The organism is Pedococcus cremeus (genome assembly GCF_900111375.1).
GTDB lineage: Bacteria > Actinomycetota > Actinomycetes > Actinomycetales > Dermatophilaceae > Pedococcus_A > Pedococcus_A cremeus.
In genome coordinates, this window is record NZ_FOHB01000003.1 from 45,957 (window position 1) to 71,750 (window position 25,794).

Consider the following 25,794-nt stretch of genomic DNA (forward strand, 5'->3'; position numbering starts at 1 on the left):
CTGACGGTCTCGTTCTCGGGCTGGGTCTTCTTCGGTCGTTTGGGCAGCATGGGGCTCATCGGGGTGCCTTCCTGGCCTCGTCGAGAAGTCGAACCACGGCGTCGGTCGGGATCGTCAGCCATGTCGGTCTGTTGCGGGCCTCGTAGACCACTTCGTACAGCGCCTTGTCCAGCTGCAAGGCTGTCAGGAGGTCGGCGTCCTCGCGCGGGTCGCGACCGGCGGCCGCGGCATACCCGTCGAGGAAGGCCGCCTGGGCGGCCTCGGCCCACTCTCGGGCGGAGCCGCTGGGGTGGGACTGCTCCCACGACCCGGCCGCGTAGTCGAACGAGCGCAGCATGCCGGCGACGTCACGCACGGTGAGGTCGGGCAGGGTGCGCTCGGCGAGCGGCCGTAGCGGCTCGCCCTCGAAGTCGAGCAGCACCCAGCCGCGGCCGGGCACCTGGAGCACCTGGCCGAGGTGGTAGTCGCCGTGGATGCGCTGGAGCACCGGCCACGGCGCCCGGGCGGCGCGTTCGAAGACCGCCGCGATCTCGTGGTCGTATGCCGCGATGGCCGGCACCTCGGACGCGGCCGCGACGTAGCGCGAGCGCATGCTGGCGACCGTCTGCGCGACCGCCTCCGGGGAGACCTGGGCGGTGGGCAGGGCACGGGCGAGCAGCGCGTGCACCTCGGCCGTGGCGGCGCCGAGGTCGCGGGCCTCGGTGGTGAAGTCGTGGCCCTCGGCGACGGCACGCAGCGCCACGCGCCAGGCGTCCTCGGTGCCGGGGTAGAACTCCTGCGCGAAGGCGAGGTGCCCGTGCGCGGGCTCGTCACCGGTGACCGGCGGCCAGGTGGCGCTGACGCTGCCGACCATGCCCGGCACCCGCGTGGTGCCCGCCTCGGCGAGGGCGCCCTGCACCACGACGTCGGGGTTCTCGCCGGGCTGGAGCGTGCGAAAGACCTTGAGGATCAAAGGTTCCGCGACACCCTGCTCGTCGACGCAGTCGTAGATCACCGAGGTGTTCGACTGCTCCCCGCGCAGGACGCGCGTCTCACGCACGGTGCTCTGCGCGGTCCACGACGGGTGCCGGGTGCCGACGACGGCAGGCTCCGGGGTGTCGGACTGCGAGCCGGCCTGCGGCACCGCACGCCCGAGCACGAGCTCCAGCAGCTGGCGGGCGTAGACCGGGTCGTGCGGGGCGTCGTAGACCCAGCGGCGTCCCAGCACGCTGTGCTCCATCGTGCCGACGAGCGCGTGGTGGGCGCCCTCGAGGGGAGCGGCGCGGTAGGTGAGCGGCACCTGGTAGACCACCGGTTCGTGGCCGTGGTCGGTGCCGGACTCGTCCACCACGAGGAGCGTCTCGATGCCCACCTCGCCGGCGGGGTCGTCGAGGCGCCACGACCAGAGGCGACGCAGCCGCGGCACCCGCCCCTTGGCGGCATACCAGCGCTGCTGCGCCATCCACTCGGGCAGGAGCTCGAGCTTGGTCGGCGTCAGGGACGCGGTCTGGTGGATCTCAGCCACGAGCCGCCCCGGTGTCGAGGCGCAGCCAGAAGAAGTCACGCGAGCCCAGGGTGAGCGTGATGGTGCCGTCGTCGGTGACCTTGGGGAAGCCGGAGCCGCCGAAGAGGTCGACGAGCTGGGCACCCTTGAACTGCTCGGGCAGCCGGATCTCGGTGGCCTGCGGTCGGGACGAGAGGTTGTTGACACACAGCACCGCGTCGCCGGTCGACCCGTCGTCGGGCTCGTGGATGCGCACGAACGACAGGATCGCGTCGTTGTCGGCGGGGCAGACCTCGAAGTCGCCGAGCCCGAAGACCGGGTGCTGCTTGCGCACCGACAGCATCGCCCTCAGCCAGTGCAGCAGCGAGGAGCTGTGCGCCATCTGGGCCTCGACGTTGACGTTGTTGTAGTGGTAGACGAGCGAGGAGATGACGGGCAGGTAGAGCTTGCCCGGCTCGGCGACCGAGAAGCCGCTGTTGCGGTCGGGGGTCCACTGCATCGGCGTGCGCACCGCGTCGCGGTCGGTGAGCCAGATGTTGTCGCCCATGCCGATCTCGTCGCCGTAATAGAGGCACGGCGAACCGGGCAGCGACAGCACGAGGGCGTGGATGAGCTCGATCTCCGGCCGGCTGTTGTCGAGCAGCGGCGCCAGCCGGCGCCGGATGCCGACGTTGGCGCGCATGCGCGGGTCGGGGGCGTACCAGCCGTACATCGCCGCGCGCTCCTCCGGCGTGACCATCTCGAGGGTGAGCTCGTCGTGGTTGCGCAGGAAGGTGCCCCACTGCGTCCCCTTGGGGATCGGCGGGGTGTCGGCGAGCACGTCGATGATCGGGTTCGCCTTCTCCTCACGCAGCGCGTAGTACAGGCGCGGCATGACGGGGAAGTGGAAGCACATCTGGCACTCGGGCTTCTCCTCCGTGCCGAAGTAGTCCACGACCTCCGCGGGCGGCTGGTTCGCCTCGGCCAGCAGGATGCGCCCGGGGTACTCGCGGTCGACCATCTCGCGCAGCTTGGCGAGGAACTCGTGCGTCTTGGGCAGGTTCTCGCAGTTGGTGCCCTCCTCCTCGAAGAGGTAGGGGACCGCGTCGAGCCTGAAGCCGTCGATGCCCATGTCCATCCAGAACCGGACGACGTCGAACATCGCCTCCTGCACTGCCGGGTTCTCGAAGTTGAGGTCCGGCTGGTGGGAGAAGAACCGGTGCCAGAAGAACTGGCGGCGCACCGGGTCGAACGTCCAGTTCGAGACCTCGGTGTCGATGAAGATGATGCGCGCGTCGGGGTAGCCCTCGTCGCTGTCGGACCAGACGTAGAAGTCGCCGTAGGGGCCGTCCGGCTCGGCCCGCGACGCCTGGAACCACGGGTGCTGGTCGCTGGTGTGGTTCATCACCAGGTCGGTGACGACCCGGATGCCGCGGGCGTGGGCCTGCGACACCAGCTCCTGGAAGTCCGGCAGGGTGCCGAACTCGGGCAGGACGGCGGTGTAGTCGGCGATGTCGTAGCCCCCGTCGCGCAGCGGCGAGGCGTAGAACGGTGGGAGCCAGAGGCAGTCGACGCCGAGCCACGCGAGGTAGTCGAGCCGGTTGATCAGCCCGGTGAAGTCACCGGAGCCGCTGCCGTTGGAGTCGCCGAAGGCCCGCACGAGCACCTCGTAGAAGACCGCGGTCTTGAACCACTCCGGGTCGCGGTTGAGCCCCGGCTGGGCGAGGTTGAGTCCCTGCATGGCTGCCTAGAACCTCCGGATCGCGAGGACGTGGACGGGCTCGCCGGCTGGGCCCAGCCGGACGTAGTTGTGCTCCCCCCAGTGCCATGACTCATCCGTGATGAGGTCCTGCGCCGCGAACGTGTCGTGGTAGTCGAAGCCGAGCGCCGGCATGTCCAGGTGCACGGTGGACTCGCGGGTGCTGTGCGGGTCGAGGTTGGCGACGACCACGATGATGTCCTCGCTCCCGTCGGGCAGGGTGCGGCACTTCGAGAAGGCCATGATGTTGCTGTCGTCGACGTGGTGGAAGACCAGGTTGCGCAGCCAGTGCAGCGCGGGGTGCGCGCGGCGGATCTCGTTGAGCCGGGTGAGGTACGGCGCGAGGGAGTGGCCCTCCTTCGGTCCGCCCGGCTCGTAGTCCTCCCAGCGGCGGTCCTTGTACTGGTACTTCTCGTTGTCGATCTGCTCCTCGACACCCGGCCGTGCCACGTGCTCGATGAGCTCGTAGCCGGCGTAGATGCCATAGGTGGGCACCAGCGTCGCCGCCAGCGCCGCGCGCAGCTTCCACGCCGTGGGGCCGCCGAACTGCATGTAGGGCGTGAGGATGTCGTGCGTCGTCGGCCAGAAGGACGGACGCATGTATGCCGCGGCGTCGCCGGCGAGCTCGCGGCAGTACTCCTCGAGCTCCCACTTCTGGTTGCGCCACGCGTAGTACGTGTAGGACTGCTGGAAGCCGACCTTGGCGAGCGCGTGCATCATCGCCGGCTTGGTGAACGCCTCCGCGAGCCAGATCGTCTCGGGGTACTCACGCGCGACGTCCTGGATCAGCCACTGCCAGAACTCGACCGGCTTGGTGTGCGGGTTGTCGACCCGGAAGATCCGAACGCCGTGGTCGAGCCAGACCTGGATCATGCGCCGCATCTCCGCGTAGGCGCCCTGCGGGTCGTTGTCGAAGTTCAGGGGGTAGATGTCCTGGTACTTCTTCGGCGGGTTCTCGGCGTAGGCGATGGTGCCGTCGGCCCGGGTCGTGAACCACTCCGGGTGCTCGGTGACGTACGGGTGGTCGGGGGAGCACTGCAGGGCGATGTCCATCGCGACCTCGAGGCCGTGCCGCTGCGCCTCGGCGACGAAGTCCTCGAAGTCCTCGAAGGTGCCGAGGTCGGGGTTGATCGCGTCGTGGCCGCCGTCGGGCGAGCCGATGGCGTAGGGGCTGCCGGGGTCGTCGGGACCGGCGTCCAGGGTGTTGTTCGGGCCCTTCCGCGCCGTGGTGCCGATGGGGTGGATGGGGGTGAGGTAGACGACGTCGAAGCCCATGCCGGCGATGGCGGGGAGGCGCTTCGCTGCGGTCTGCAGGGTGCCGGAGGTCCAGCGGCCGGTCTCCTCGTCGAAGGTCGCGCCCTCCGAGCGGGGGAAGATCTCGTACCACGCGCCGTAGAGCGCGCGCTCGCGCTCGACCATCAGGGGCAGCTCCGCGGACGGGCTGACGTAGTCGCGCAGCGGCCGGGCGGCGAGCTCGGCGTGCACCAGCGGGTCGATGCCCGCGTGCAGGCGCGCCTGGGCCGGTCGGCGGGTGTCCCGGAGGCCGGTCACCGCGTCGCGCAGCGGCCTCGCCTGCTCGGCGGTGCGCTCGACCTCCGCGAGGGCGCGCTCGAGGACGAGGGCTCCCTCCTCGAGCATGAGCTCGGTGTCGACGTCGGCGTTGACCTTGATCGTCGCGTCGTGCTCCCAGGTGCCGTAGGGGTCGGACCAGCCCTCGATCCGGTAGGACCACAGGCCGGGGGCGTCGGCCGCGACCTCGGCCTCCCAGTGGTTCAGGCCCTCGTTGGTGCAGCGCATCGACAGCACCCGCTCGCGCCCCTGGGGGTCGACGAGCACCACGGAGGCGTTGACGGCGTCGTGGCCCTCGCGGAAGACCGTCGCGCTGACGGTGAAGACCTCGTCGACCACCGACTTGGCCGGGCGCATCCCGTGGTCGACGACGGGGCGCACGTCCTGCACGGGAATGCGCCCGACGGGGGTCTGCGGGGGGACGGAGCGGGGAGGCTGCTGGCCGGACGGGCGGGTGCCGGAGCTGGTCACGTCCGGCGAAGCGGGTGTGGTTGCTGGCGGGGTCGCAGTCACGCGCCCGACGCTACCGGGTTTGGAGGTGATTGCACGTTCCGGCAGCCGCCCGACCAGCCCGTGGGCGGGCGGCTCCCGGCGGGCCTGGGAGGCCAGTGGGACGGCTGTGAAAGTCGTTTGAAAGAATTGCAAGAATCCGTCATGGCAGGGCGTATGATCGCGCCTCGTGAAGGCCATCCGTCGCTTCAGCGTTCGTACCGTTCTGCCTGCCCCCATCGCTGCGCTCGGCGAGCTCGCCAGCAACCTGCGGTGGTCGTGGCACGCCCCCACCCGTGACCTCTTCGAGCGCATCGACCCCCAGCGCTGGGCTCGTGTTCGCAAGGACCCCGTCCGGCTCCTGTCCGCCCTGTCCCCCCAGGAGCTGAACGACCTCGCGGCCAGCTCCGAGTTCGTCGCCGCGGTCACCAGCGCCAAGCAGGACCTCGACACCTACCTCTCCGAGCCCCGCTGGTACCAGGCGTGGGCCGAGCAGGTCGAGGGCGGCGCCCCGAGGGCGATCGCCTACTTCAGCCCCGAGTTCGGCATCACCGAGGTGCTGCCGCAGTACTCCGGTGGCCTCGGCATCCTCGCCGGCGACCACCTCAAGACCGCCTCCGACCTCGGCGTCCCGATCGTGGGCGTCGGCCTGTTCTACAAGACCGGCTACTTCAAGCAGAGCCTCAACCGTGACGGCTGGCAGCAGGAGACCTACCCCGTCCTCGACCCCGACGGCCTGCCGATCTCGCTCCTGCGCGAGGAGGACGGCAAGCCCAGCGTCATCACGCTGTCCCTGCCCGGCGGCCGCGACCTGCACGCCCACGTCTGGCGCGCCCAGGTCGGCCGCGTGCCGCTGCTGCTGCTCGACTCCGACGTGCCGGAGAACGACGAGGCCGCTCGCAACGTCACCAACCGCCTCTACGGCGGCGGCGGCGAGCAGCGCCTGCAGCAGGAGATGCTGCTCGGCATGGGCGGTGTCCGCGCCCTGCGCCTGTGGTCGCGCCTCACCGGCGCCCCGGCCCCGGACGTCTACCACACCAACGAGGGCCACGCCGGCTTCCTCGGCATCGAGCGCATCCACGAGCTGACCACCGGCCACGACCTGGCGTTCGACGAGGCCCTGCAGGCGGTGCGCGCCGCCACGGTGTTCACCACCCACACCCCGGTGCCCGCCGGCATCGACCGGTTCACCACCGAGCTCATCGAGCTGCACTTCGGCGGCGAGCAGGCCCTGTCCGGCGTCCCGGTCGACCGCCTGCTGGCCCTCGGCGCCGAGGACTACCCGGGCGGCGAGGCCGGCATCTTCAACATGGCCGTCATGGGCCTGCGCCTGGCCCAGCGGGCCAACGGCGTCTCCCAGCTGCACGGTGTCGTCAGCCGCGAGATGTTCGACGGGCTGTGGCCGGGCTTCGACGACAGCGAGGTGCCGATCACCAGCATCACCAACGGTGTGCACGCCGGCACCTGGGTCGACCGCAAGGTCTGGGAGCTCGCCGACAAGTACCTCGGCACCTCCGACCTCGAGCGCGAGAACGCCTGGGACCGCGTCGAGGACGTCCCGCGCGACGCCATCTGGGCCACCAAGCGAGAGCTGCGCGAGCAGCTCGTGGTCGAGGCCCGTCGCCGGCTCCGCTCCTCGTGGAAGAAGCGCGGCGCCAGCCCGGCTGAGCTCGGCTGGGTCGACGACGTGCTCGACCCCGACGTGCTGACCATCGGCTTCGCCCGTCGCGTGCCGACCTACAAGCGGCTCACCCTGATGCTCCGCGACCCGCAGCGGCTCAAGCGCCTCCTGCTCGACCCGGAGCGCCCGATCCAGCTGGTCATCGCGGGCAAGTCGCACCCGGCCGACGAGACCGGCAAGCAGCTCATCCAGCAGATGGTGCAGTTCGCCGACGACCCGGAGATCCGCCACCGCATCGTGTTCCTGCCGAACTACGACATCGCGATGGCGCAGTACCTCTACCCGGGCACCGACGTCTGGCTCAACAACCCGCTGCGCCCGTTCGAGGCCTGCGGCACCTCCGGCATGAAGTCGGCCCTCAACGGCGGCCTCAACCTCTCGATCCTCGACGGCTGGTGGGACGAGTGGTTCGACGGTGAGAACGGCTGGGCGATCCCGACCGCCGACGGCGTGGAGGACGTGCACCGCCGCGACGACCTCGAGGCGGCCGCGCTCTACGACCTCATCGAGAACTCGGTGGCCCCGCGGTTCTACGACCGTGACGCCGACGGCCTGCCGCAGAACTGGATCTCGATGATGACGCACACGCTCTCGACCCTGGGCCCGAAGGTCCTGGCGAGCCGGATGGTGCGCGACTACACGACCACCCTCTACGGGCCGGCGGCCCGTGCGGGCTGGGCGCTCAACGGCCCGTCCTTCGACGGCGCCCGCGAGCTCGCGGCATACAAGGCTCGGGTCACGGGCAACTGGGACAACGTGCGGGTCGACCACGTCGAGTCCTCGGGCGTCTCGGACTCCCCGCAGGTGGGGGAGACCCTGCACGTGCGGGCCTACGTGTCGCTGGGCGACCTGTCGCCGCACGACGTCGACGTGCAGGTCGTGCACGGCCACGCGCAGGACTCCGACGACCTCACCGACGTCGAGGTCGAGTCGCTCGGCTTCGTCGAGTCCTACGAGGGCGGCCGGCACCAGTTCGCCGGCGACTTCGCCCTGTCGCGCACGGGCTCGTTCGGCTACACCGCGCGCATCCTGCCGAAGCACACCGGTCTGGCCAGCAGCAGCGAGCTCGGCCTGGTGGTCAACGCCTGACCCGTTCCACGCATCTCGCGCGTCCGGAGGCCGCCGGTTCCCCCTCGGGGACCGGCGGCCTCTGCCATGTTCGGCACCCCTGCCGGGGTCAGGTCGGGTCGGCCGCCCGGTAGACCTGCAGGCTGGCGGCGGTCACCGAGACCTTGCCCGGCTCGATCGGTGCGCCGGTCGGCTGGGGGCGCTCGGAGGCGCTGTCCCACAACAGCTCGTATGCCGTCAGGCCGGGGACGCTGGGCAGCGTCACCTTCGCGTCCTCGGCGCCGCCGTGCATGACGATGAGCACCGACCGGTGCCCGATCCAGGCGCCGTTGAGCAGCATCTGCAGCGTGCGCGTCGACCGGTCCTCCCACGCCGGGCTGCGCATCGGCTCGCCCTCGGCGTCGAACCAGCCGAGGTCGGTCGAGCCGTCCTCGTGCACCTCGCGGCCCGTGAAGAAGCTCCGCTGGCGCAGGGCCGGGAACTCGCGGCGCAGGTGTGACAGGAAGGCGGTCGTCGCGAGCAGGTCCTCCTGCCACGGCTCGAGCTCCCAGTCGAGCCACGACACCGCGTTGTCCTGGCAGTAGGCGTTGTTGTTGCCGCCCTGCGTGCGTCCGAGCTCGTCGCCGCCGTTGATCATCGGCACCCCGGTCGCGAGCAGCTGGGTGGCCATGAGGTTGCGCATCGAGCGCCTCCGCAGCGGCTCCAGCGCCTCGTCCGGGCCCTCGACGCCGTGGTTCCACGAGCGGTTGCTGCTGTTGCCGTCGTGGTTGTGCTCGCCGTTGGCCTCGTTGTGCTTGGTGTTGTAGCGGGTCAGGTCGGCGAGGGTGAAGCCGTCGTGGGCGGCGACGAAGTTGACCGACGCACTGGGGCCGCGGTCGCGGGCGCCGAAGAGGTCCTGGGACCCTGCCATGCGGGTGGCCAGCTCCTGGACCCCGTGCCCGGGGTGGTCGGCGTGGACGGCGGCGAGGTCCTGGAGCCAGAAGGTGCGCGCGGTGTCGCGGAACCGGTCGTTCCACTCCGAGAAGGGAGGCGGGAACTGGCCGGTGCGCCAGCCGTGCAGCCCGACGTCCCAGGGCTCGGCGACCAGCTTCACCTGGGAGAGCACGGGGTCGGTGCGCAGCGCGACGAGGAAGGGGTGGTCGGGGTCGTAGTCGTCACCCCGCCCGCGGCCCAGCGCGACGGCGAGGTCGAACCGGAACCCGTCGACGTGGCACTCCTGCACCCAGTAGCGCAGGGAGTCGAGCACCATCCGGCACACCATGGCGTGCCGCACGTCGAGGGTGTTCCCGCAGCCGGTGACGTCGACGTCGTGGCCGCGCTCGTCGAGGCGGTAGTAGGCCCGGTTGTCCAGGCCGCGCCACGACAGGGTCGCCCCGCGCCGGGACTGCTCGGCCGTGTGGTTGTAGACGACGTCGAGGATGACCTCGATGCCGGCGGCGTGGAGCAGCTTGACCATGCCCTTGAACTCGTCGACCACGCGCTGCGGGTCGCTCGCCGCGGCATACGGGGCGTGGGGGGCGAAGAAGCCCAGGGTGTTGTAGCCCCAGTAGTTCCGCGTGCCCCGCTTGACGAGCTCGGGCTCGCTCGTGAAGGCCTGCACCGGCAGCAGCTCCACCGCGGTGACGCCGAGCTCGGTGAGGTGACGGATGACGGCGGGGTGGCACATGCCGGCATACGTGCCCCGCAGCTCCTCGGGCACCTCGGGGTGCAGGCGGGTGAGGCTGCGCACGTGCGTCTCGTACATGACGGAGTCGGCCGGCGCGTGGTCGGGGCGCACGTCGTCGCCCCAGTCGAAGCGGTCGTCGACCACGACGCAGCGCGGCACGAACGCCGCGCTGTCGTCGGTGCCCGGAACCTCGTCGTCACCGGTCAGCGACCCGTCGACCTGATGGCCGAAGACCGGCGGCAGCCACACCACGTCGCCCTCGAGGGCCCGGGCGTAGGGGTCGAGGAGCAGCTTGGCCGGGTTGTAGCGCAGGCCCTCCGACGGGCGCCACGGCCCGTCGGCCCGCAGCCCGTAGCGCTGGCCCGCCTGCACCCCCTCGAGGAAGCCGTGCCAGACGCCGTGGACGTGCTCGGTGAGCGGGATGCGCCGCTCGGTCACACCGTCGAGGTCACCCTCCTCGAACAGGCACACCTCGACGGCCGTGGCGTGCCCCGCGTACACCGCGAACTCGGCTCCGCCCTCCACCAGCGTCATGCCCAGGGGCGGCGGCAGGTGACGCACGGGGCGTGAGGGGTGCGACATAGCCCTCAGCCTAGGCAGTGGTTACGGTTGCACCTATGACCGATCCCACCTCGCTGCCGAACTTCCCCCCGCCGCCGGACGAGCACCCGCTCCGCGGGCGCGTGCTGGACGTGCTCATCGACCAGGGGCTGAACCCGGACATCGACTCCGACGGCGACGTGGCGTTCACGGTCCAGGACCAGCAGCTGTTCGTCCGCTGCACCGAGGGCGACTTCCAGATCATGCGCGTCTTCGGCCAGTGGGCCATAGGCGACGCCATCCCGGCCGACCCGCTGCTGCGCCTGCAGACCTGCAACGACATCACCCTCCAGCTCAACATCGTCAAGACGGGCATCGCCAACGGCACCCTCGTCGTCACCGGTGAGCACGTCGTCACCCCCGAGAGCGACCTGACCGCCCTCGTCGGCGTGACCATCCAGCTCGTCCTCGCCGGCGTGCAGATGTGGCACGAGCGCATCCTCGGCGGCGGCGAGGGCGATGGCCCCACCTCCGGCCAGCCGGCGCCCGACGGCGACCCCGCATGAGCGAGCTGCTCTCGGTCGAGGTCGACGGCGGCATCGCCACCATCCTCCTCAAGCGGCCGCCCATGAATGCGCTCAACGTGGAGATCCAGGAGGCGCTGCGCGAGGCCGCCGAGGAGGTCACGGAACGCCGTGACGTCGCGGCCGTGATCATCTACGGCGGCGAGAAGGTCTTCGCCGCCGGGGCCGACATCAAGGAGATGGAGACCATGTCCTACACGGACATGGTCTTCCACTCCCGGCGGCTGCAGTCGGCGTTCAGCGCGGTCGCGCGCATCCCCAAGCCGACGGTGGCCGCCATCACCGGCTACGCCCTCGGCGGCGGCTGCGAGCTGACCCTCACCTGCGACTTCCGGGTCGCAGCCCGCAACGCCAAGCTGGGCCAGCCCGAGGTCCTGCTCGGCGTCATCCCGGGCGCCGGCGGCACCCAGCGCCTCGCGCGCCTCGTCGGACCGGCCAAGGCCAAGGACCTCGTCTACTCCGGCCGCTTCGTCTCAGCCGACGAGGCGCTCGCGATGGGCCTCGTCGACGAGGTCGTCGACCAGAACGACGGTGGGGACGTGTATGCCGCTGCGCGCGCCCGCGTCGAGCGCTACGTCGGCGGGCCGGCCTTCGCCCTGCGGGCGGCCAAGGAAGCCATCGACCGCGGGCTCGAGGTCGACCTCGACACCGGCCTGGAGATCGAGAGCATGCAGTTCGCCTCGCTGTTCGCCACCAGGGACCGCGAGATCGGCATGCGGTCCTTCGTCGAGAACGGTCCCGGCAAGGCGAAGTTCGAGGGCGCCTGAGCGATGGCGGCGTCAGCGGCCGACGTCGCTCGGGCCTACGAGGACAACAAGCTCGCCCAGGTGCTCTACCACGACTGGGAGTCGCAGACCTACGACGACAAGTGGTCGATCTCCTTCGACGAGCGCTGCACCGCCTACGCCCGCGACCGGTTCGAGGCGATCGTCGGTGAGCTGCCGCAGGAGCCCTACGGGACCGCCCTCGAGCTGGGGGCGGGCACCGGCTTCTTCTCGCTGAACCTGCGGCAGGCCGGTGTCCTCGACGAGGTGCACGTCACCGACCTGTCGCCGGGCATGGTGGAGGCGGCCAGGGCCAACGCGGAGAAGCTCGGCTTCACCGTCGAGGGCCGCGTCGCCGACGCCGAGCGGATCCCCTACGACGACAACACCTTCGACGTCGTCGTGGGGCATGCCGTCATCCACCACATCCCCGACGTCGAGCAGGCGCTGCGCGAGGTCGTGCGGGTGCTCAAGCCCGGTGGCCGCTTCGTCATCGCCGGTGAGCCGACGCGCGTGGGGGACTGGTACGCCCGGCAGCTGGGCCGCCTGACCTGGAAGGCCGCCACCACCGTGACCCAGCTGCCGCCGCTGCGGGAGAAGTGGGCCAAGGACAAGGGGCAGCTCGACGAGTCGTCGCGGGTGGCTGCGCTCGAGGCCGTCGTCGACCTGCACACCTTCGACCCTGCCGAGCTGACCCGCACCGCCCTGCGGGCCGGCGCCGTCGACGTGCGGACCCACACCGAGGAGCTGACCGCCGCGCTGTTCGGCTGGCCGGTGCGCACCTTCGAGGCCGCCGTGAAGCCGGGAGCTCTCGGGTGGCACTGGGCGATGTTCGCCTACGGCTCGTGGAAGCGGCTGTCCGCGGTCGACCGGGTGCTCTCGCGGGTCGTGCCCGAGCAGCTCTTCTACAACGTCGGCCTCACCGGCGTGAAGCCCGCCTGACGCGGCAATCCGGGTGACAGGCGTGACCTCGGTGCCGGCTGCGGACCCTGCCCCGCGCGACCACGACGAGCCCGGCGCGGGCCACCTGCGCCTGCCGCGCCCGGTGTCCTGGCTGCGCTGGGCCGGGTGGGCCGTGGCCAACCGCGCCTACACCGTGCACCACCTGGCGAGCTACCTGCGCATGGCTCGGGCGTCGCTGCGCTACCCGTCGCTGCGCTTCGAGGGCCCGGTCTTCATCGGCCCGGACGTGCGGTTCGAGGTCCGCGAGGGCTACGGCCGCATCATCGTCGGCGCCTACAGCCACTTCGGCGCCCACGCCCGGGTCCGGTGTCACGAGGGGACGCTGCGGATCGGACGGAAGTCGGTCATCGGCATCCGCAACACCATCAACTGCTGGCTCGACATCGAGATCGGCAGCACGTGCCTGTTCGGCGACGACGTCTACATCTGCGACTTCGACCACAAGACCGAGTCGCTCACCGTGCCGATCAAGGACCAGGGCATCGTGAAGTCGCCGGTGCGGATCGGTGACGACGTCTGGCTCGGCACCAAGGTCGTGGTGACCCGCGGCACCGACATCGGCGCCCAGTCGGTGGTGGCGGCCAGCGCGGTCGCGCGCGGGGTGTACCCGTCCCGCTCGGTCGTCGCCGGCATACCGGGAAAGGTCGTGCGGACCCGCTCCTGAGCTGCGTCGGGCCCACTCTGCCCACGCAGCGTCGCCGTGCCCGCCGAGCTTGGTGGGCAGTGCGACACACGGCGGGCGGAGTGCGTCAGGCCCGCAGGGTGCGGACGTCGAGCTCGGGGAAGGTGCGGTCGGTGCGGGCCTGCCGGGCCGCCTCGGTGAGCGCCTCGGTGTGCCGGCCGTCCTCGATGAGCTGGGCCAGGGCGTGCACGTCGTGGCGGTGCTCCTCGGCCCGGCGTCGGGCGTAGTCGACCGACTGCCCCCGGGTGACGAGGAAGGCCCAGTCGCTGGACAGCGCGTTGAAGACCGTGCAGAGCAGCTGGTCGAGATCGGGCCGGCGTCGGTCCAGCCGGCCGGCGTCGCGCTCCGCGGCGAGCACGTCGAGCCAGCGCAGCTGCAGCCAGGCGTTCTCGCGGGCGATGTCGGCCACGGCCGGGCCGTCCCACACCGAGAAGTCCTTGCCGGCCCCCCACGAGCCCGGCCCGAGGTCGAGCTCGCCGGCGACGTGCCCTGAACCGATCGCCTTCTCCACGGTCGTCACGGTCACCCCGGCCGCACGGAGCGCCCGGACGGCCCGCCCCAGGAACACCGGGCCCTCGTGCCACCAGTGGCCGAACAGCTCGGTGTCGTACGCCGCCACGACCAGTCCCGGGCGCCCCTGCGCCTCGACGTGGTCGAGCAGCCTGCGGCGCACGGCCTCGACGAAGTCGGCGACGTCGCGGTCGACCTGCGCGTCGGCGGCGGCCGGGTCGTAGGGGGCCTTGCCGGCCGTGTCCACGCCGGGGCCGGTGACGGACCACAGCCGTATGCCGGTGAACTGCTCGCGTGCGTGGAAGTCGCGGTACGCGCCCGCGGTCGGGTAGCCGCTGCGGGACGACCAGATGAGGTCGGTGACCGACAGGTCTCGTGGGACGGCGACCAGGTCGCTGCCACGCACCCGCCAGGCGGCCCCGGGGTGGCCCCCCGCGTCGCGCACGGTCTGCTCGTCCACGACGAAGTGCCCGACTCCGGCGCGCTGCAGCGCCGGCGCCAGCTCGGGGGAGAAGCCGCACTCCGGTGACCAGATCCCGCGCGGTCGCTCACCGAGGCGCCACAGCGAGTCGTCCAGGCCTGCCTCCAGTGCCTGCTCGGCCACCTGCGGCACGAGCAGCGGCAGGAACGGGTGCGCTGCCGGGCCGCCCAGCAGCTCGACGACCCCGGCGTCGCGCAGCGACCGCAGCACCGGCGCGCCACCACCGGCCCACCGTGAGCCGAACAGCTCGCGCGTGCGTGCGGCGGCGCGGTACTCGTGGGCCGCCATGGCCCGGCGGTGCGGGTCGGCGTCGAACCCCATCTCGCGGGTCCGCATCTCCCACAACGCCGCCCACGTCGCGACGTCGGTGAGCATCCGCGGGTGGTCGAGCTGGGCGGCGAGCACCGGCGTGACGCCGAGGGTCAGCACATTGCGGTGCCCCTCGGCCGCCAGGGCGTCGAGCTCGGCCACCAGCGGCACGTACGACTCGCCCCACGCCTGGTGCAGCCACTCCTCACCCAGCGGCCACACCCCGTGGCCGGGGAGCCACGGCAGGTGCGAGTGCAGGACGAGGCAGAAGGCCCCGGGCACGGCGGCAGTCACAAGGGGCCAGTCTGCCCCACGGTCGTCACGCCCTCTTCCGCAGCACCACCACGAGGTCCAGGCAGTCGTCGACGCCCTCCGCCGACCGCGCGAAGTCGCCGGCCGTCACCGAGACCACGACCTCGTGGAGCGCGGCCGGCCACTCGCGCGGGTCCCCGGCCGCGAGGGCGGCCGGCAGTGCTCCATGCCGACGTTCCCACGCCCGCAGCCGCGGGCCGTGGTGCAGGCCGAGCCGGTGGGTGACGGCCAGGTCGGGGGCCCAGCGGGTCGCCGACTCCACCAGCTCGGCGGCGTCGTACTCGCGGCAGTGGAAGACGTTGGCGGGCCTCTCCCTGCGGCCCAGGCCGGGGGAGAAGGTCAGCCGGTTGGGCGTGGACAGCACCACGACGCCGCCGGGCCGGCACACCCGGGCCAGCTCGCGCAGGTACCCGTCGGGGTTCCAGATGTGCTCGACCACCTGCAGCGAGACGACGACGTCGGCGGCCGCGGTGGCGACCGGCAGCGCCGTCACCAGCCCCCGCACGTATGCCGTGCGCGGACCGGCGTGCGCGACCACGGCATGGGCGCACGAGGCGGTGTCGTAGTCGACTCCCAGGACTGCCGCGCCCGAGAAGGCCTGCGCCAGAAGGGAGGCGCCATAGCCCTCGCCGGAGCCGGCGTCGACGACGACGGTGGGGGGCCCGGGCACGAGGCCGGGCACGGCGGCATACACGGCCTCGTGCCGACGGAACCAGTAGTTCTCGTGCGCGACCCCGGGCACGGTGCGCTCACCGGTGAGCGGCAGCGACGGGGACGACGTCATGGCGGCCCACGGTATCCGTCGACGGAGTAGGTGGGCGGCCAAGGCCCTTTCGCTGTGGCGCCGCGACGCGACGCGGTCGACCCGGCACGACGTGACGCTCGGCACGCCCGACCGGGTTCCTGCGGGGCTGGTGGTGAGCGTCACGCGACCGTGGCGTGTCGTTTGCGCACGTCCCCTGTAAGGATGGTCGGCGACCAAGCACCACCCGTTCATCCCTCACATGGAAGAGGACGATCACGCATGAACATCGTCGTCTGCGTCAAGTACGTGCCGGACGCACAGTCCGAGCGCACGTTCAACGAGTCCGACAACACCACTGACCGCGTGGGCGTCGACGGCCTGCTCTCCGAGCTCGACGAGTACGCCGTCGAGGAGGCCCTGAAGATCGTCGAGGCCGGCGAGGGCGAGGTCACCGTGCTGACCGTCGGCCCGGACCAGGCTGCCGACGCCGTGAAGAAGGCTCTTCAGATGGGCGCCGACAAGGGCGTGCACGTCAACGACGAGGCCATCCACGGCTCCGACTCCGTCGCCACCTCGCTGGTGCTCGCCGAGGCCATCAAGAAGATCGGCGACGCCGACCTCGTGCTCACCGGCATGGCCTCGACCGACGGCACCATGAGCGTCGTCCCCGCGATGCTCGCCGAGCGCCTGGGCCTGCCCCAGGTGACCTTCGCCTCCGAGCTGACCGTCGACGGCCAGCAGGTGACGATCCGCCGCGACGGCGACGCCGCCTCCGAGACCATCGTCGCGTCGCTGCCGGCCCTGGTGTCGGTGACCGACCAGATCAACGAGCCGCGCTACCCCTCGTTCAAGGGGATCATGGCCGCGAAGAAGAAGCCGGTCGAGACCTGGGGCCTCGCCGACCTCGGTGTCGACGCCTCGCAGGTCGGCCTGGACGCCGCTTGGACGAAGGTCGAGTCCTTCACCAAGCGCCCGCCGCGCCAGCAGGGCCAGATCGTCACCGACGAGGGTGACGGTGGCACCAAGCTCGCCGAGTTCCTGTCCGCGCAGAAGTTCATCTGAGCCGACCAGCAGAGAAGGAGTAGACAGACATGGCTGAAGTTCTCGTCCTGGTCGACCACGCCAACGGGACCGTCCGCAAGACGACCGCCGAGCTGCTGACCATCGCCCGCCGCCTCGGCGAGCCCTCCGCCGTCTTCGTCGGCGACGGATTCGACGCCGCCAAGGAGACGCTGGCCAAGTACGGCGCGGAGAAGGTCTACCGCGTCGAGTCCGCCGACGTCACCGACTACCTCGTCGCACCGCAGGCCGAGGTGCTGGCCCAGCTCGTCGAGAAGACCTCGCCCGCCGCGGTGCTCATCCCGAGCAACAGCGCCGGCAAGGAGGTCGCGGCCCGCCTCGCGATCAAGACGGAGTCGGGCCTGGTGACCGACGCCGTCGACGTGCAGCCGAAGGACGGCGGCGGTGTGCTCACCACCCAGTCCGTCTTCGCCGGCTCCTACTCGGTCTCCGCGACCGTCACCAAGGGCACGCCGATCGTCACGGTGAAGCCGAACTCCGCCGCCCCCGAGGAGGCTGCGGGTGCGGCCGCCGACGAGGTCGTCGAGGTGGCGGTGTCCGACGCCGCCAAGACCGCCCGGATCACCGAGTCCAAGCCCAAGGAGGCCACCGGCCGCCCCGAGCTCACCGAGGCCGCCATCGTCGTTTCCGGTGGCCGTGGCACCGGCGGTGACTTCTCCAAGGTCGAGGACTTCGCCGACAGCCTCGGCGCCGCGGTGGGTGCCTCGCGCGCCGCCGTCGACGCCGGCTGGTACCCGCACACCAGCCAGGTCGGCCAGACGGGCAAGCAGGTCTCCCCGCAGCTCTACGTCGCCTGCGGCATCTCCGGTGCCATCCAGCACCGCGCGGGCATGCAGACGTCCAAGACGATCGTCGCGATCAACAAGGACGAGGAGGCGCCGATCTTCGAGCTCGTCGACTTCGGCGTCGTGGGCGACCTCTTCAGCGTGCTGCCGCAGGCCACCGACGCGGTCAAGGCCGCACGGGGCTGACCAAACGCGAGCTGACCTGACGACAGGCGCTCGCGTCCGGCCCGCTGCCGGGCAGCGCCCCGTGCGAGAAGCCCCCGTATGCCGTGCACACGGCATACGGGGGCTCTTGCGTTTCCGGGCGCCCCGGAGGAGGCCCGGCGGGTCCTAGAAGACCAGCTCGAGCACCGGTGCGTTGAGCAGGGTGGCGAGAGCCAGGATCACGACGGGATAGGCCACCGGCGGCACCCGGACGGGCAGCCGGGCCGCCACGAGGGCGACGAGGCCACCGCCCAGGACCAGCGGGGCGACATAGGTCAGGGCGGTGAACGGACGGCCCATCGTCACGAGGACGAGCAGCAGGGCCACCCACAGCGCGGCGGCGGAGATGAACCCGTACCGCCAGGCCGACGCGTTGGGTCGGCGGTCTGCCACGGCGTCGGAGGAGCCGACGGATGGGCTCACCGGTGCCGTGACGGGTGCGACGGGTGCGCGGGTGACGGGTGTCGTCACGGTCGCGTTGACGGGTGCTGCGACGGCCGGCTCGGCTGCCATGGTCCCCTCCTCCGAGGTGGCGGTCGCCATTCAGGCTAGGGCTGGGTTCGCGGAAGCGCGCGTTGCGCGGGCGGGACACGCAGGCGTCCGCCTCGCCCGCGCGCCCGGAGGCGCACCGGAAGGGGCGGCCCCGGACACTGCTCCGGGACCGCCCCTCCGCGCGGGCTCAGCGGCGCGCGCGCCTCGCCCGTGCCGCGGTGGAACCTCTCACTTCACCGCTGCGGCCGCGGCGACGACGTCGACGAGGCCGTGGCCCTTGTCGTAGGACGTCGTGCCGTTCGGGTCACCGCCCTCGTAGGCGGCGCCGTCGGCGTACTTGTACGCCGTGGACTCGATGGCCGCCTCGATCTGCGCCGGGGTGGCGGAGGGGTTGGCCTGGAAGAGCTGCGCCACGATGCCGGAGATGTGCGGTGTGGCCATCGAGGTGCCCGAGATCGTGTTGTAGTCGCCGCCGTCCTTCGGGTCGAGCCCGGTCGAGCAGACCGGCAGGTAGACCCGGCACGAGGAGGTGATGTCCTCACCGGGCGCGGAGATGTCGGGGTACGTCGACAGGTCGCCCTTCTTGCCGCGGGAGGAGAAGTCGGAGACGGTGCCGTCACGGGTGCCGGTGTTCTGGTCGAAGAACGACGCGACGCTGATGATGCCCGGGGTGGGGTCCATGCCGGGCGGGTTGGACATGCTCTGCGAGCCGTCACCGCCGTCGTTGCCGTTCGCCCAGACGGTCACCACGCCGTCCTTGACCAGCTCGCGCTGCAGCTTCACGGTGGCCGAGTTCGGGTCGAACGCGCCGCCGCCACTGGGGCCGTAGGAGTTCGACGTCACCTTGATCGGCGGGCACTGGGCCGCCGGCACGCCCGCGCCACACGGGGCGTCGTGGTGCTCGAGCACCCAGTTCAGGGCCGCGTCGGCGCCGATGATGAACAGGACCGCGCCGGTGCTGATGCTCACCAGGCTCGCGCCCGGGGCCGCGCCGTGCATCTTGGTGCCGTCCGAGAGGGTGACGTCGCGACCGGCCACGATGCCGTTGACGTGCATCCCGTGCCCGCCGCCGGAGACGAGGTCGGTGTCGGCCGAGCCGGCGTCGACCGGCGCACAGGTGCTCTCCGTCAGCGGCTCGCACACCATCTTGAGGTTCTTGACCACGGCAGAGGTGCCGTCCGCGTTCTGCAGGAACGGGTGGGTCGGGTCCACGCCGGAGTCGATGACGGCCACCGAGACACCCTTGCCGTCGAGCGAGGTGCCGTCGGCCCCGGTGAGGGTGCTGCGCGCCTCGTCACCCCGGGTCGCCTTGTTGGAGGTCGCGAGCGAGAAGGCGATGGGCTGGTTGCCCTCGACGTAGGTGACCCCGGGCTGGCTGCGGACCAGCTGCACCTGCGCGGGCAGCCCCGTCGCGACGACGACGCCGATGCGGTCGAAGGTGGTGTTGGTCGTCAGCCCCGCCGCTCGCACCGCGCTGCGGGCCGCCTCGAGGTCGGTGCCGTGCACGAGCACCGTGGTCGGGGTGGCTGCGTCGAGCACGTCGAGCTGCCGGGAGAGCCACGGTTGCACCGGGGCGAGCACTCGATCTCCGCTGAGGACACCGCCGCTGAGGGCGTCGCCGCCGGGCAGCACCGATCCCGATGCGGGGGCGGCCAGGGCGAGGAGGGTCAGGCCTGCGGCCGCCACGGCGACCGGTCTCTTCAGGTTGCGCATGCTTTCCTCTCGGGGAACGGCGGCGGCGTCGTTGCCGGTCGCCTGCCCGGGCCAACGAGGCTCCCCGGGGCGGGTTACGGCTGGACGGGTCAGGGATCGGCCAACGGTTGGCCAACCCCTGGACAACAGCCCGCCAACGAGGATCCGGGACCGGTCGGCAGCCGCAGGCGCCCGCGCGCCGCGACGTAGACTCGCCCGGTGACCGCCTACCTCGACCACGCCGCCACGACGCCGATGCTCCCGTCGGCCGTCGCGGCCATGGCCGAGCAGCTCTCGGTGGTCGGCAACGCCTCCTCGCTGCACACCTCCGGCCGGTCGGCCCGCCGGGTGGTGGAGGAGTCGCGTGAGCGGCTGGCGAAGGCGATCGGAGCCCGCCCCTCCGAGGTGGTCTTCACCTCGGGTGGCACCGAGTCGGACAACGTCGCCGTCACCGGGGCCTTCCAGTCCCGACGCGAGCAGGACCCCGCACGCACCCGGCTCGTCGTCAGCGCCATCGAGCACCACGCGGTGCTCGACTGCGTGGAGCACCTGGTCGCCCGCGAGGGCGCCACGGTCACGTGGGTCGAGCCCGATGCCCGCGGGGTGGTCATCGCCGACGCGGTGCGGGCCGCCATCGAGGAGGACCCCGGCTCGGTGGCGCTCGTCAGCGTGATGTGGGCCAACAACGAGGTCGGCACCGTGCAGCCGGTGCGCGACATCGTGCGCGCGGCGCACGAGCACGGCATACCGGTGCACAGCGACGCGGTGCAGGCGCTCGGGCACGTGCCCGTTCACTTCGCCGAGAGCGGCCTCGACCTCATGACCGTCACGGCGCACAAGGTCGGCGGCCCGCTCGGGGTCGGCGCGCTCGTCGTCAAGCGCAGCATGGCCCTGGTGCCGCAGACCCACGGCGGCGGCCAGGAGCGGCAGGTGCGCAGCGGCACGCTCGACACCCCGGCCATCCGGGGGTTCGCGGTGGCGGTCGAGGAGTCCGTCGGCCGCCTCGAGGAGGAGGCCGTGCGCGTGGCGGCGCTGCGCGACCGGCTGCTCACCACCGCCCTCGGCCTCGGCTACGGCATCACCGTGAGCGGGGCCTGGGAGCCGGGCGACACGACCCGGCGGCTGCCCGGGAACGCCCACCTGCTGGTGCCCGGCTGCGAGGGTGACTCGCTCCTCTACCTGCTCGACGCCGCCGGCGTGGAGTGCTCCACCGGCTCGGCGTGCCAGGCCGGGGTGCCGCAGCCCAGCCACGTGCTGCTGGCGATGGGTGTCCCGGAGCAGGAGGCGCGCGGTGCCCTGCGGCTGACCCTGGGCCACACGTCGACCGACGCCGACGTCGACGCCTTCCTCGCCGCCCTGCCCGCGGCGGTCGAGCGGGCCCGCCGCGCCTCGGGGATGGCGAGCTGATGCGCGTCGTCGCCGCCATGAGCGGGGGAGTGGACTCCGCGGTCGCCGCGGCCCGGATGCTCGACGCCGGCCACGAGGTCGTGGGGGTGCACCTCGCGCTCTCGCAGAGCGCCGCCACGTTGCGCGAGAGCGCCCGCGGCTGCTGCACCATCGAGGACGCCGGCGACGCCCGCCGGGTGGCCGACATGCTCGGCATCCCCTTCTACGTGTGGGACATGGCGGCCCGCTTCAAGCGCGACGTCGTCGAGGACTTCGTCGCCGAGTACTCCGCCGGCCGCACCCCCAACCCGTGCCTGCGCTGCAACGAGAAGATCAAGTTCGCCGCGCTGCTCGACAAGGCGGTCGCGCTGGGCTTCGACGCGGTCGCGACCGGGCACTATGCCCAGGTCGTGGAGCGGCCCGACGGCGGCCGTGAGCTGCACCGCGCGGTGGACCCCGCCAAGGACCAGTCCTACGTGCTCGGCGTGCTGACCGCCGAGCAGCTGGCCCGTTCCTTCTTCCCGCTCGGCGACAGCACCAAGCCACAGGTGCGGGAGGAGGCGAAGGATCGCGGGTTCTACGTCGCCTCCAAGCCCGACTCCCACGACATCTGCTTCATCGCCGACGGCGACACCCGACGCTGGCTGACCGAGCGGCTCGGCGAGCAGCCGGGTGACATCGTCGACGCCGGGTCCGGCCAGGTGGTGGGTGCGCACGCCGGCGCCTACGGCTACACCGTGGGCCAGCGCCGCGGCCTCGGCCTGCCCCGGCACAGCCAGGACGGGCAGCCCCGCTACGTCGTCGACGTCGACGCCCGCACCAACACCGTCGTCGTCGGCACCGCGGACCTGCTGGGGGTCAACGCCCTCACCGGCGACCACGCCCGGTGGTGCGGACCGGCTCCCGAGGGCGTGATCGAGGTCGGCGCCCAGGTGCGTGCCCACGGCGAGGAGGTACCGGCCACCGCCTGGGCCGACGGCGACCGCGTCGAGGTGCGGCTCTCCGAGCGGGTCCGCGGCGTCGCGCCCGGGCAGTCCGTGGTGCTCTACGAGGGGACCCGCGTGGTCGGCTCCGCGACGATCGGCGCGGCGACGCTCGAGCGCTGACCGGTATGCCGCGCCTGCCGCGCGGGCGTCCGGTAAGGGCGCCGCTCGGGCGGCGGGTGAGGGCGCCGCTGGGGTGGGCGAGCGGCATACCCGTGCCCGCGCTAGGGCTTCGGCGCGAAGCCCGGCAGCGTCTTCCCCAGCCAGGTGAGCGTCGAGGGCAGCAGGGCCTGCCAGATGCCGACCCGGTGACCGGCGTGCCGCAGGACGACGGCCTCGATCGCCAGCGGGGGGCGTGCCGCCTTCAGGAAGGCTGCGCTCGAGCTGTAGGACGTGGCGTCCGCGTGGGACGTCTCGAGCCACATCGCGGCCGGCGGTGGCTTGCGACGCGCGAGGGCCACGAGGTCGTAGCGGCGGGCCAGGGCGCTCTGGGGAGGGTAGGGCTCGTACAGGCCGAACTCGGGCCGGAAGTAGCCGCCGAGCACGACCGCCCCGCCGTACTGGGCGGGGTGCAGCATGCTGGCCATCGCCGCGCACCACCCGCCGGTGGACAGGCCCATCGCGGCCCAGGAGCCACGGTCGGTGCGCACCCGGAAGGTCTTGGCGACCCAGTTCGGCACGTCGACCGTCAGCCAGGTCTCCAGCTGCGGCCGCCCGGGGCGGCCGTTGACGCACTCGGTGTCGAACCCACGGGGGATCTCCACCTGCGGCGAGACGATGAGGGCCGGGGCGATCTCGTGCGCCGCGACCTTCTGGTCCATCACGGTCGGCAGGTTCATGCTGTCGGACGCCAACCAGCGGCTGGGCGAGCTGGGGTACCCCTGGAAGGTCTCGATCACCGGGTAGCGGGTGCCGGCGTTCGCCGCGGCGGTGTAGCCCTGGGGGAGCTGGACGATGACCGTGTTGACGATCCCGCTGGCCGGGCCGTGCACCGTGTAGGAGATCGGCTGGGCCGACGACGCCCCGGCGGGCAGCGGGGGCAGGGTCGAAGCGGCCTTCGCCGCCCGACCGTGGACCGTGGCCCGCCCGGCCTGCGTGGCGTTGCCTCCTCGCTTGAGTCCGGTGGTGGTGACGGTGCCCGTCAGCGCTCCCTTGAGGTCGGTCCAGTCGGCGAAGAAGAGGTACTGCGCGTTGAGCTGGGTGGCGGCCGTCAGCAGCACGAGGGCGTTGACCACGAGCAGCGTCCCCACCCTGGCCGCGACCTTCCCGGGGCTGGGGCCGGCCAGCGCCGGCCACTCCGCGACGACGACGAGGAAGGCCAGGACCGTCAGCGCGATGACCAGCCCGAGGAAGGCGCCGCCGGTCAGTGACACGGGGTGCCACCGGAGCGCAGTGCGGACGCTGCCGTCATGTGTCAACGGTAGGTCGACCCGCTCGGAGGACGCTGGATGTCGGCTGAGAACCTGCTGCACGGCACCGCGGGGTTCAGGGCGTGGCACGCGCGACTAGGGTCAGGGCGTGACACGCGCAACCGGCATCGGATCCTGGCCCGGCACCGACCTGCGCGAGGCGCTGCGGACGGTGCAGGGGCTGCTCGCGGAGGAGGGGCTCCCGTACCTCCCCGAGGCACCGGCACGGGGTCCCGGGGCCGACATGGTGGGCCGCGCAGCCGGCCTGCTCGTCGACCTCACCGTCGACCTCCAGCCCTCGGGCTGGCGCTTCGTCGACCGCCCCGGCCGCGACGCGGGGCGCACGGCGTCGTTCTGGCGGCGCGACCTCGACGACCTCGCCGAGGTCTTCGACGGCTACGAGGGCGAGCTCAAGCTCGCGGTCGCCGGCCCCTGGACCCTCGCCGCGAGCCTCCAGCTGCACCGGGGCGAGCGGGCCCTCGCCGACGAGGGCGCGGTGCGCGACCTGACGGGGTCGCTGGCCGAGGGCGTGCGGGGCCACCTGGCCGACGTCGAGCGCCTCGTGCCCGGCGCGCAGCTCGTGCTCCAGGTCGACGAGCCGTCGCTGCCGGCCGTGCTGGCCGGCCGCCTGCCGACGGCCTCCGGCTACGGGCACCTGCGCCCGGTCGACCCGCAGGTCGCCCGGCAGGGGCTCGAGGAGGTCCTGGCCGCGGCGGGGGAGCGACCCACCGTGGTGCACTGCTGCGCGCCCGACGCCCCGCTGCCGCTGCTGCGCTCCACCGGGGCGGGTGCCCTCGCCATCGACACCACGGCGCTCACGCCGGCCCGCTGGGAGTCCGTGGCCGCCACCGTCGAGGCAGGCACCACGCTGTATGCCGGGTGCCTGCCCACCGATGGCAGCGGCACCTCGGCGGGCGCGTGGCGCCAGATCGTGCAGGCCTGGCAGAGAACGGGGTTACCGCTGTCGGCGCTCGCTGACATCGTGGTCAGCCCGGCCTGCGGACTGGCCGGGCTCACACCTGCGGGGGCCCGCGACGTTCAACGGTCGGCCGTCGAGGTGGCCAGAGAACTGTCCGAACGCGCAGAGGGCTGACCGGCCCCCACCGGTGAGCAGAGAGTCGAGGAGCCCATGACCACCGCCACAACCCCCGTCCTGCCGGTCCCGTCGGTCCGCGTGGGCCGGGTGCCGTGGCAGGTGAAGTTCCTGCTGCTCGCGGGCATCTGGGGGTCGAGCTTCCTGCTCATGAAGCTCGGCCTGCGTTCGCTGGCGCCGCTGCAGATCGCCGGGCTGCGCATCCTGGCCGGCGGCTCGACGCTGCTCCTGCTGCTCCGCCTCACCAAGGGCTCGCTGCCCCGGGGGCGCGCGATCTGGGGCCACCTGATGGTGACCGGCTTCTTCCTCGGGACGCTGCCGTTCTCGCTCTTCGCCGCCAGCGAGGAGCGGGTCTCCTCGGCGCTCGCGGGCATCGGCAACGCCACGACCCCGCTCGCGACGGTGCTGTTCTCCCTGCTCCTGCTGCCGGGCGAGCGGCTCCCGGGCCGCAAGCTGGCCGCCGTGCTGGCCGGCTTCGTGGGCGTCCTCGTCATCCTGCAGCCGTGGCAGGCCGTGGGCCGCCCCGACCCGGTCGGCTTCGCCATGACGCTGGTGGCCGGTGCCTCCTACGGCCTCGGCTGGACCTACGTGCGCCGCAACCTGTCCAAGGCCGACCTCGGGGGCCTGGCGATGCCGACCGCGCAGCTCCTCGCCTCGTCGGCGCAGATCGTGCTCGTCCTGCTCGGCTGGTGGCTGCTGCACCGCGAGACCGTCTCGGCGCCGTGGTCGGTGCGGCCCGACGCCACGAGCGGCTCCGCGGTCTGGCCGCTGGTCGCCGTCGTGGCCCTCGGTGTGGTCGGCACAGGGCTGGCCTACACCCTGCAGTTCGACGTCGTCCGCGCCGCCGGCGCCACCGTGGGCAGCACCGTCACCTACCTGATCCCGGTGGTCTCCGTCGTGCTCGGTGTGGCCCTTCTGCACGAGCGCCTCGCGTGGCCCCAGGTGCTCGGTGCCGGCGTCGTCCTCGCCTCCGCGGTCGTCATCGGCCTGCCGGCCCGGCGCCGGTCCCGGGCGGCCGCGCCGGTGGAGCGCCCGGTGGAGCGCCAAGTGGAGCACTCCGAGCCCGACGCCGCCGCCGGCTGACGG

20 protein-coding genes are annotated in these 25,794 nt (G+C 72.3%); 11 read left to right on the forward strand and 9 right to left on the reverse strand.

What is annotated here, in order from left to right; all coding sequences use genetic code 11:
- Positions 1 to 55: 55 nt before the first annotated feature.
- From BMW78_RS06225 to BMW78_RS06235, 3 genes are read right to left on the reverse strand one after another with little or no spacing between them, the layout of a single operon-like run.
- On the reverse strand, positions 56 to 1,504 hold the full coding sequence (locus tag BMW78_RS06225; protein WP_091757529.1) for a maltokinase N-terminal cap-like domain-containing protein: 1,449 nt from the start codon (positions 1,502 to 1,504) through the stop codon (positions 56 to 58).
- Positions 1,497 to 3,203 (reverse strand): maltose alpha-D-glucosyltransferase, encoded by a 1,707-nt coding sequence (treS, locus tag BMW78_RS06230; RefSeq protein WP_091757531.1) that lies wholly within the window; start codon positions 3,201 to 3,203, stop codon positions 1,497 to 1,499. The genes BMW78_RS06225 and treS overlap by 8 nt, the downstream gene beginning before the upstream one ends.
- Before the next feature lie 6 nt (positions 3,204 to 3,209).
- On the reverse strand, positions 3,210 to 5,147 hold the full coding sequence (locus BMW78_RS06235) for an alpha-1,4-glucan--maltose-1-phosphate maltosyltransferase (RefSeq protein ID WP_425439045.1): 1,938 nt from the start codon (positions 5,145 to 5,147) through the stop codon (positions 3,210 to 3,212).
- Between the two features lie 322 nt (positions 5,148 to 5,469).
- Here BMW78_RS06235 and glgP point away from each other — a divergent pair, with 322 nt between their 5' ends.
- The gene (glgP, locus tag BMW78_RS06240) at positions 5,470 to 8,049 is read left to right on the forward strand and encodes an alpha-glucan family phosphorylase (protein ID WP_091757535.1); all 2,580 of its coding nucleotides are present in this window, start codon (positions 5,470 to 5,472) and stop codon (positions 8,047 to 8,049) included.
- Between the two features lie 88 nt (positions 8,050 to 8,137).
- On the opposite strand, the gene glgX is transcribed toward glgP, so the two are convergent.
- Positions 8,138 to 10,276: a glycogen debranching protein GlgX gene (glgX, locus tag BMW78_RS06245; RefSeq protein ID WP_091757537.1), complete on the reverse strand. Its 2,139-nt coding sequence runs from the start codon at positions 10,274 to 10,276 to the stop codon at positions 8,138 to 8,140.
- 35 nt (positions 10,277 to 10,311) lie between these two features.
- Here glgX and BMW78_RS06250 point away from each other — a divergent pair, with 35 nt between their 5' ends.
- The 4 genes from BMW78_RS06250 to BMW78_RS06265 are packed head-to-tail and all read left to right on the forward strand — an operon-like array spanning position 10,312 to position 13,209.
- Positions 10,312 to 10,800 (forward strand): hypothetical protein, encoded by a 489-nt coding sequence (locus BMW78_RS06250; RefSeq protein WP_091757539.1) that lies wholly within the window; start codon positions 10,312 to 10,314, stop codon positions 10,798 to 10,800.
- Positions 10,797 to 11,585: an enoyl-CoA hydratase/isomerase family protein gene (locus BMW78_RS06255; protein ID WP_091757541.1), complete on the forward strand. Its 789-nt coding sequence runs from the start codon at positions 10,797 to 10,799 to the stop codon at positions 11,583 to 11,585. Before BMW78_RS06250 ends, BMW78_RS06255 begins: the two co-directional genes overlap by 4 nt.
- A gap of 3 nt (positions 11,586 to 11,588) precedes the next feature.
- The gene (locus tag BMW78_RS06260) at positions 11,589 to 12,524 is read left to right on the forward strand and encodes a class I SAM-dependent methyltransferase (RefSeq protein WP_091757543.1); all 936 of its coding nucleotides are present in this window, start codon (positions 11,589 to 11,591) and stop codon (positions 12,522 to 12,524) included.
- 22 nt (positions 12,525 to 12,546) lie between these two features.
- Positions 12,547 to 13,209, forward strand: a complete 663-nt coding sequence (locus BMW78_RS06265) for an acyltransferase (protein ID WP_091757545.1) — start codon at positions 12,547 to 12,549, stop codon at positions 13,207 to 13,209.
- Positions 13,210 to 13,294: 85 nt separating this feature from the next.
- On the opposite strand, the gene BMW78_RS06270 is transcribed toward BMW78_RS06265, so the two are convergent.
- Both BMW78_RS06270 and BMW78_RS06275 read right to left on the reverse strand, forming a co-directional pair.
- Complete coding sequence (locus BMW78_RS06270; protein ID WP_091757547.1) at positions 13,295 to 14,821, reverse strand: 1,4-alpha-glucan branching protein domain-containing protein; 1,527 nt, start codon at positions 14,819 to 14,821, stop codon at positions 13,295 to 13,297.
- Between the two features lie 25 nt (positions 14,822 to 14,846).
- Positions 14,847 to 15,623 (reverse strand): class I SAM-dependent methyltransferase, encoded by a 777-nt coding sequence (locus tag BMW78_RS06275; protein WP_091757549.1) that lies wholly within the window; start codon positions 15,621 to 15,623, stop codon positions 14,847 to 14,849.
- Between the two features lie 240 nt (positions 15,624 to 15,863).
- Between BMW78_RS06275 and BMW78_RS06280 the strand changes: the two genes are divergently transcribed.
- Together BMW78_RS06280 and BMW78_RS06285 are read left to right on the forward strand one after the other, a co-directional pair.
- On the forward strand, positions 15,864 to 16,646 hold the full coding sequence (locus BMW78_RS06280; protein WP_091757551.1) for an electron transfer flavoprotein subunit beta/FixA family protein: 783 nt from the start codon (positions 15,864 to 15,866) through the stop codon (positions 16,644 to 16,646).
- Positions 16,647 to 16,675: 29 nt separating this feature from the next.
- Entirely contained in the window at positions 16,676 to 17,635 is a 960-nt protein-coding gene (locus BMW78_RS06285) for an electron transfer flavoprotein subunit alpha/FixB family protein (RefSeq protein WP_091757553.1), read from the forward strand.
- Positions 17,636 to 17,779: 144 nt separating this feature from the next.
- Here BMW78_RS06285 and BMW78_RS06290 read toward each other — a convergent pair whose 3' ends face one another.
- Both BMW78_RS06290 and BMW78_RS06295 read right to left on the reverse strand, forming a co-directional pair.
- Complete coding sequence (locus BMW78_RS06290) at positions 17,780 to 18,166, reverse strand: hypothetical protein (RefSeq protein WP_091757554.1); 387 nt, start codon at positions 18,164 to 18,166, stop codon at positions 17,780 to 17,782.
- A 207-nt stretch (positions 18,167 to 18,373) separates the two neighbouring features.
- On the reverse strand, positions 18,374 to 19,858 hold the full coding sequence (locus BMW78_RS06295; RefSeq protein WP_091757555.1) for a S8 family peptidase: 1,485 nt from the start codon (positions 19,856 to 19,858) through the stop codon (positions 18,374 to 18,376).
- A gap of 198 nt (positions 19,859 to 20,056) precedes the next feature.
- Between BMW78_RS06295 and BMW78_RS06300 the strand changes: the two genes are divergently transcribed.
- A complete protein-coding gene (locus BMW78_RS06300; RefSeq protein WP_091757557.1) occupies positions 20,057 to 21,244 on the forward strand; it encodes a cysteine desulfurase family protein in 1,188 nt (395 codons plus the stop codon).
- A complete protein-coding gene (gene mnmA, locus BMW78_RS06305) occupies positions 21,244 to 22,329 on the forward strand; it encodes a tRNA 2-thiouridine(34) synthase MnmA (RefSeq protein ID WP_091757559.1) in 1,086 nt (361 codons plus the stop codon). The genes BMW78_RS06300 and mnmA overlap by 1 nt, the downstream gene beginning before the upstream one ends.
- Before the next feature lie 101 nt (positions 22,330 to 22,430).
- Here the strand turns inward: mnmA and BMW78_RS06310 are convergent, their stop codons facing one another.
- The gene (locus BMW78_RS06310; protein WP_177180290.1) at positions 22,431 to 23,579 is read right to left on the reverse strand and encodes an alpha/beta hydrolase; all 1,149 of its coding nucleotides are present in this window, start codon (positions 23,577 to 23,579) and stop codon (positions 22,431 to 22,433) included.
- Positions 23,580 to 23,724: 145 nt separating this feature from the next.
- Here BMW78_RS06310 and BMW78_RS06315 point away from each other — a divergent pair, with 145 nt between their 5' ends.
- Together BMW78_RS06315 and BMW78_RS06320 are read left to right on the forward strand one after the other, a co-directional pair.
- Positions 23,725 to 24,708 carry a uroporphyrinogen decarboxylase/cobalamine-independent methonine synthase family protein gene (locus BMW78_RS06315; protein WP_091757562.1) on the forward strand — a complete coding sequence of 328 codons (984 nt, stop codon included), beginning with the start codon at positions 23,725 to 23,727 and terminating at the stop codon, positions 24,706 to 24,708.
- Between the two features lie 36 nt (positions 24,709 to 24,744).
- Positions 24,745 to 25,791 (forward strand): DMT family transporter, encoded by a 1,047-nt coding sequence (locus tag BMW78_RS06320; RefSeq protein WP_091757564.1) that lies wholly within the window; start codon positions 24,745 to 24,747, stop codon positions 25,789 to 25,791.
- The last annotated feature ends 3 nt before the right edge of the window (positions 25,792 to 25,794 follow it).

Bases quoted from the DNA above. Each gene is read 5' to 3' on its own strand.
- BMW78_RS06255 (WP_091757541.1), top strand. From the start codon at position 10,797: ATGAGCGAGCTGCTCTCGGTCGAGGTCGACGGCGGCATCGCCACCATC.
- BMW78_RS06285 (WP_091757553.1), top strand. From the start codon at position 16,676: ATGGCTGAAGTTCTCGTCCTGGTCGACCACGCCAACGGGACCGTCCGC.
- BMW78_RS06275 (WP_091757549.1), bottom strand. From the start codon at position 15,623: ATGACGTCGTCCCCGTCGCTGCCGCTCACCGGTGAGCGCACCGTGCCC.
- BMW78_RS06250 (WP_091757539.1), top strand. From the start codon at position 10,312: ATGACCGATCCCACCTCGCTGCCGAACTTCCCCCCGCCGCCGGACGAG.
- mnmA (WP_091757559.1), top strand. From the start codon at position 21,244: ATGCGCGTCGTCGCCGCCATGAGCGGGGGAGTGGACTCCGCGGTCGCC.
- BMW78_RS06295 (WP_091757555.1), bottom strand. From the start codon at position 19,858: ATGCGCAACCTGAAGAGACCGGTCGCCGTGGCGGCCGCAGGCCTGACC.
- BMW78_RS06235 (WP_425439045.1), bottom strand. From the start codon at position 5,147: ATGCGCCCGGCCAAGTCGGTGGTCGACGAGGTCTTCACCGTCAGCGCG.
- glgX (WP_091757537.1), bottom strand. From the start codon at position 10,276: ATGTCGCACCCCTCACGCCCCGTGCGTCACCTGCCGCCGCCCCTGGGC.
- BMW78_RS06260 (WP_091757543.1), top strand. From the start codon at position 11,589: ATGGCGGCGTCAGCGGCCGACGTCGCTCGGGCCTACGAGGACAACAAG.
- BMW78_RS06320 (WP_091757564.1), top strand. From the start codon at position 24,745: ATGACCACCGCCACAACCCCCGTCCTGCCGGTCCCGTCGGTCCGCGTG.
- treS (WP_091757531.1), bottom strand. From the start codon at position 3,203: ATGCAGGGACTCAACCTCGCCCAGCCGGGGCTCAACCGCGACCCGGAG.
- BMW78_RS06290 (WP_091757554.1), bottom strand. From the start codon at position 18,166: ATGGCAGCCGAGCCGGCCGTCGCAGCACCCGTCAACGCGACCGTGACG.
- BMW78_RS06280 (WP_091757551.1), top strand. From the start codon at position 15,864: ATGAACATCGTCGTCTGCGTCAAGTACGTGCCGGACGCACAGTCCGAG.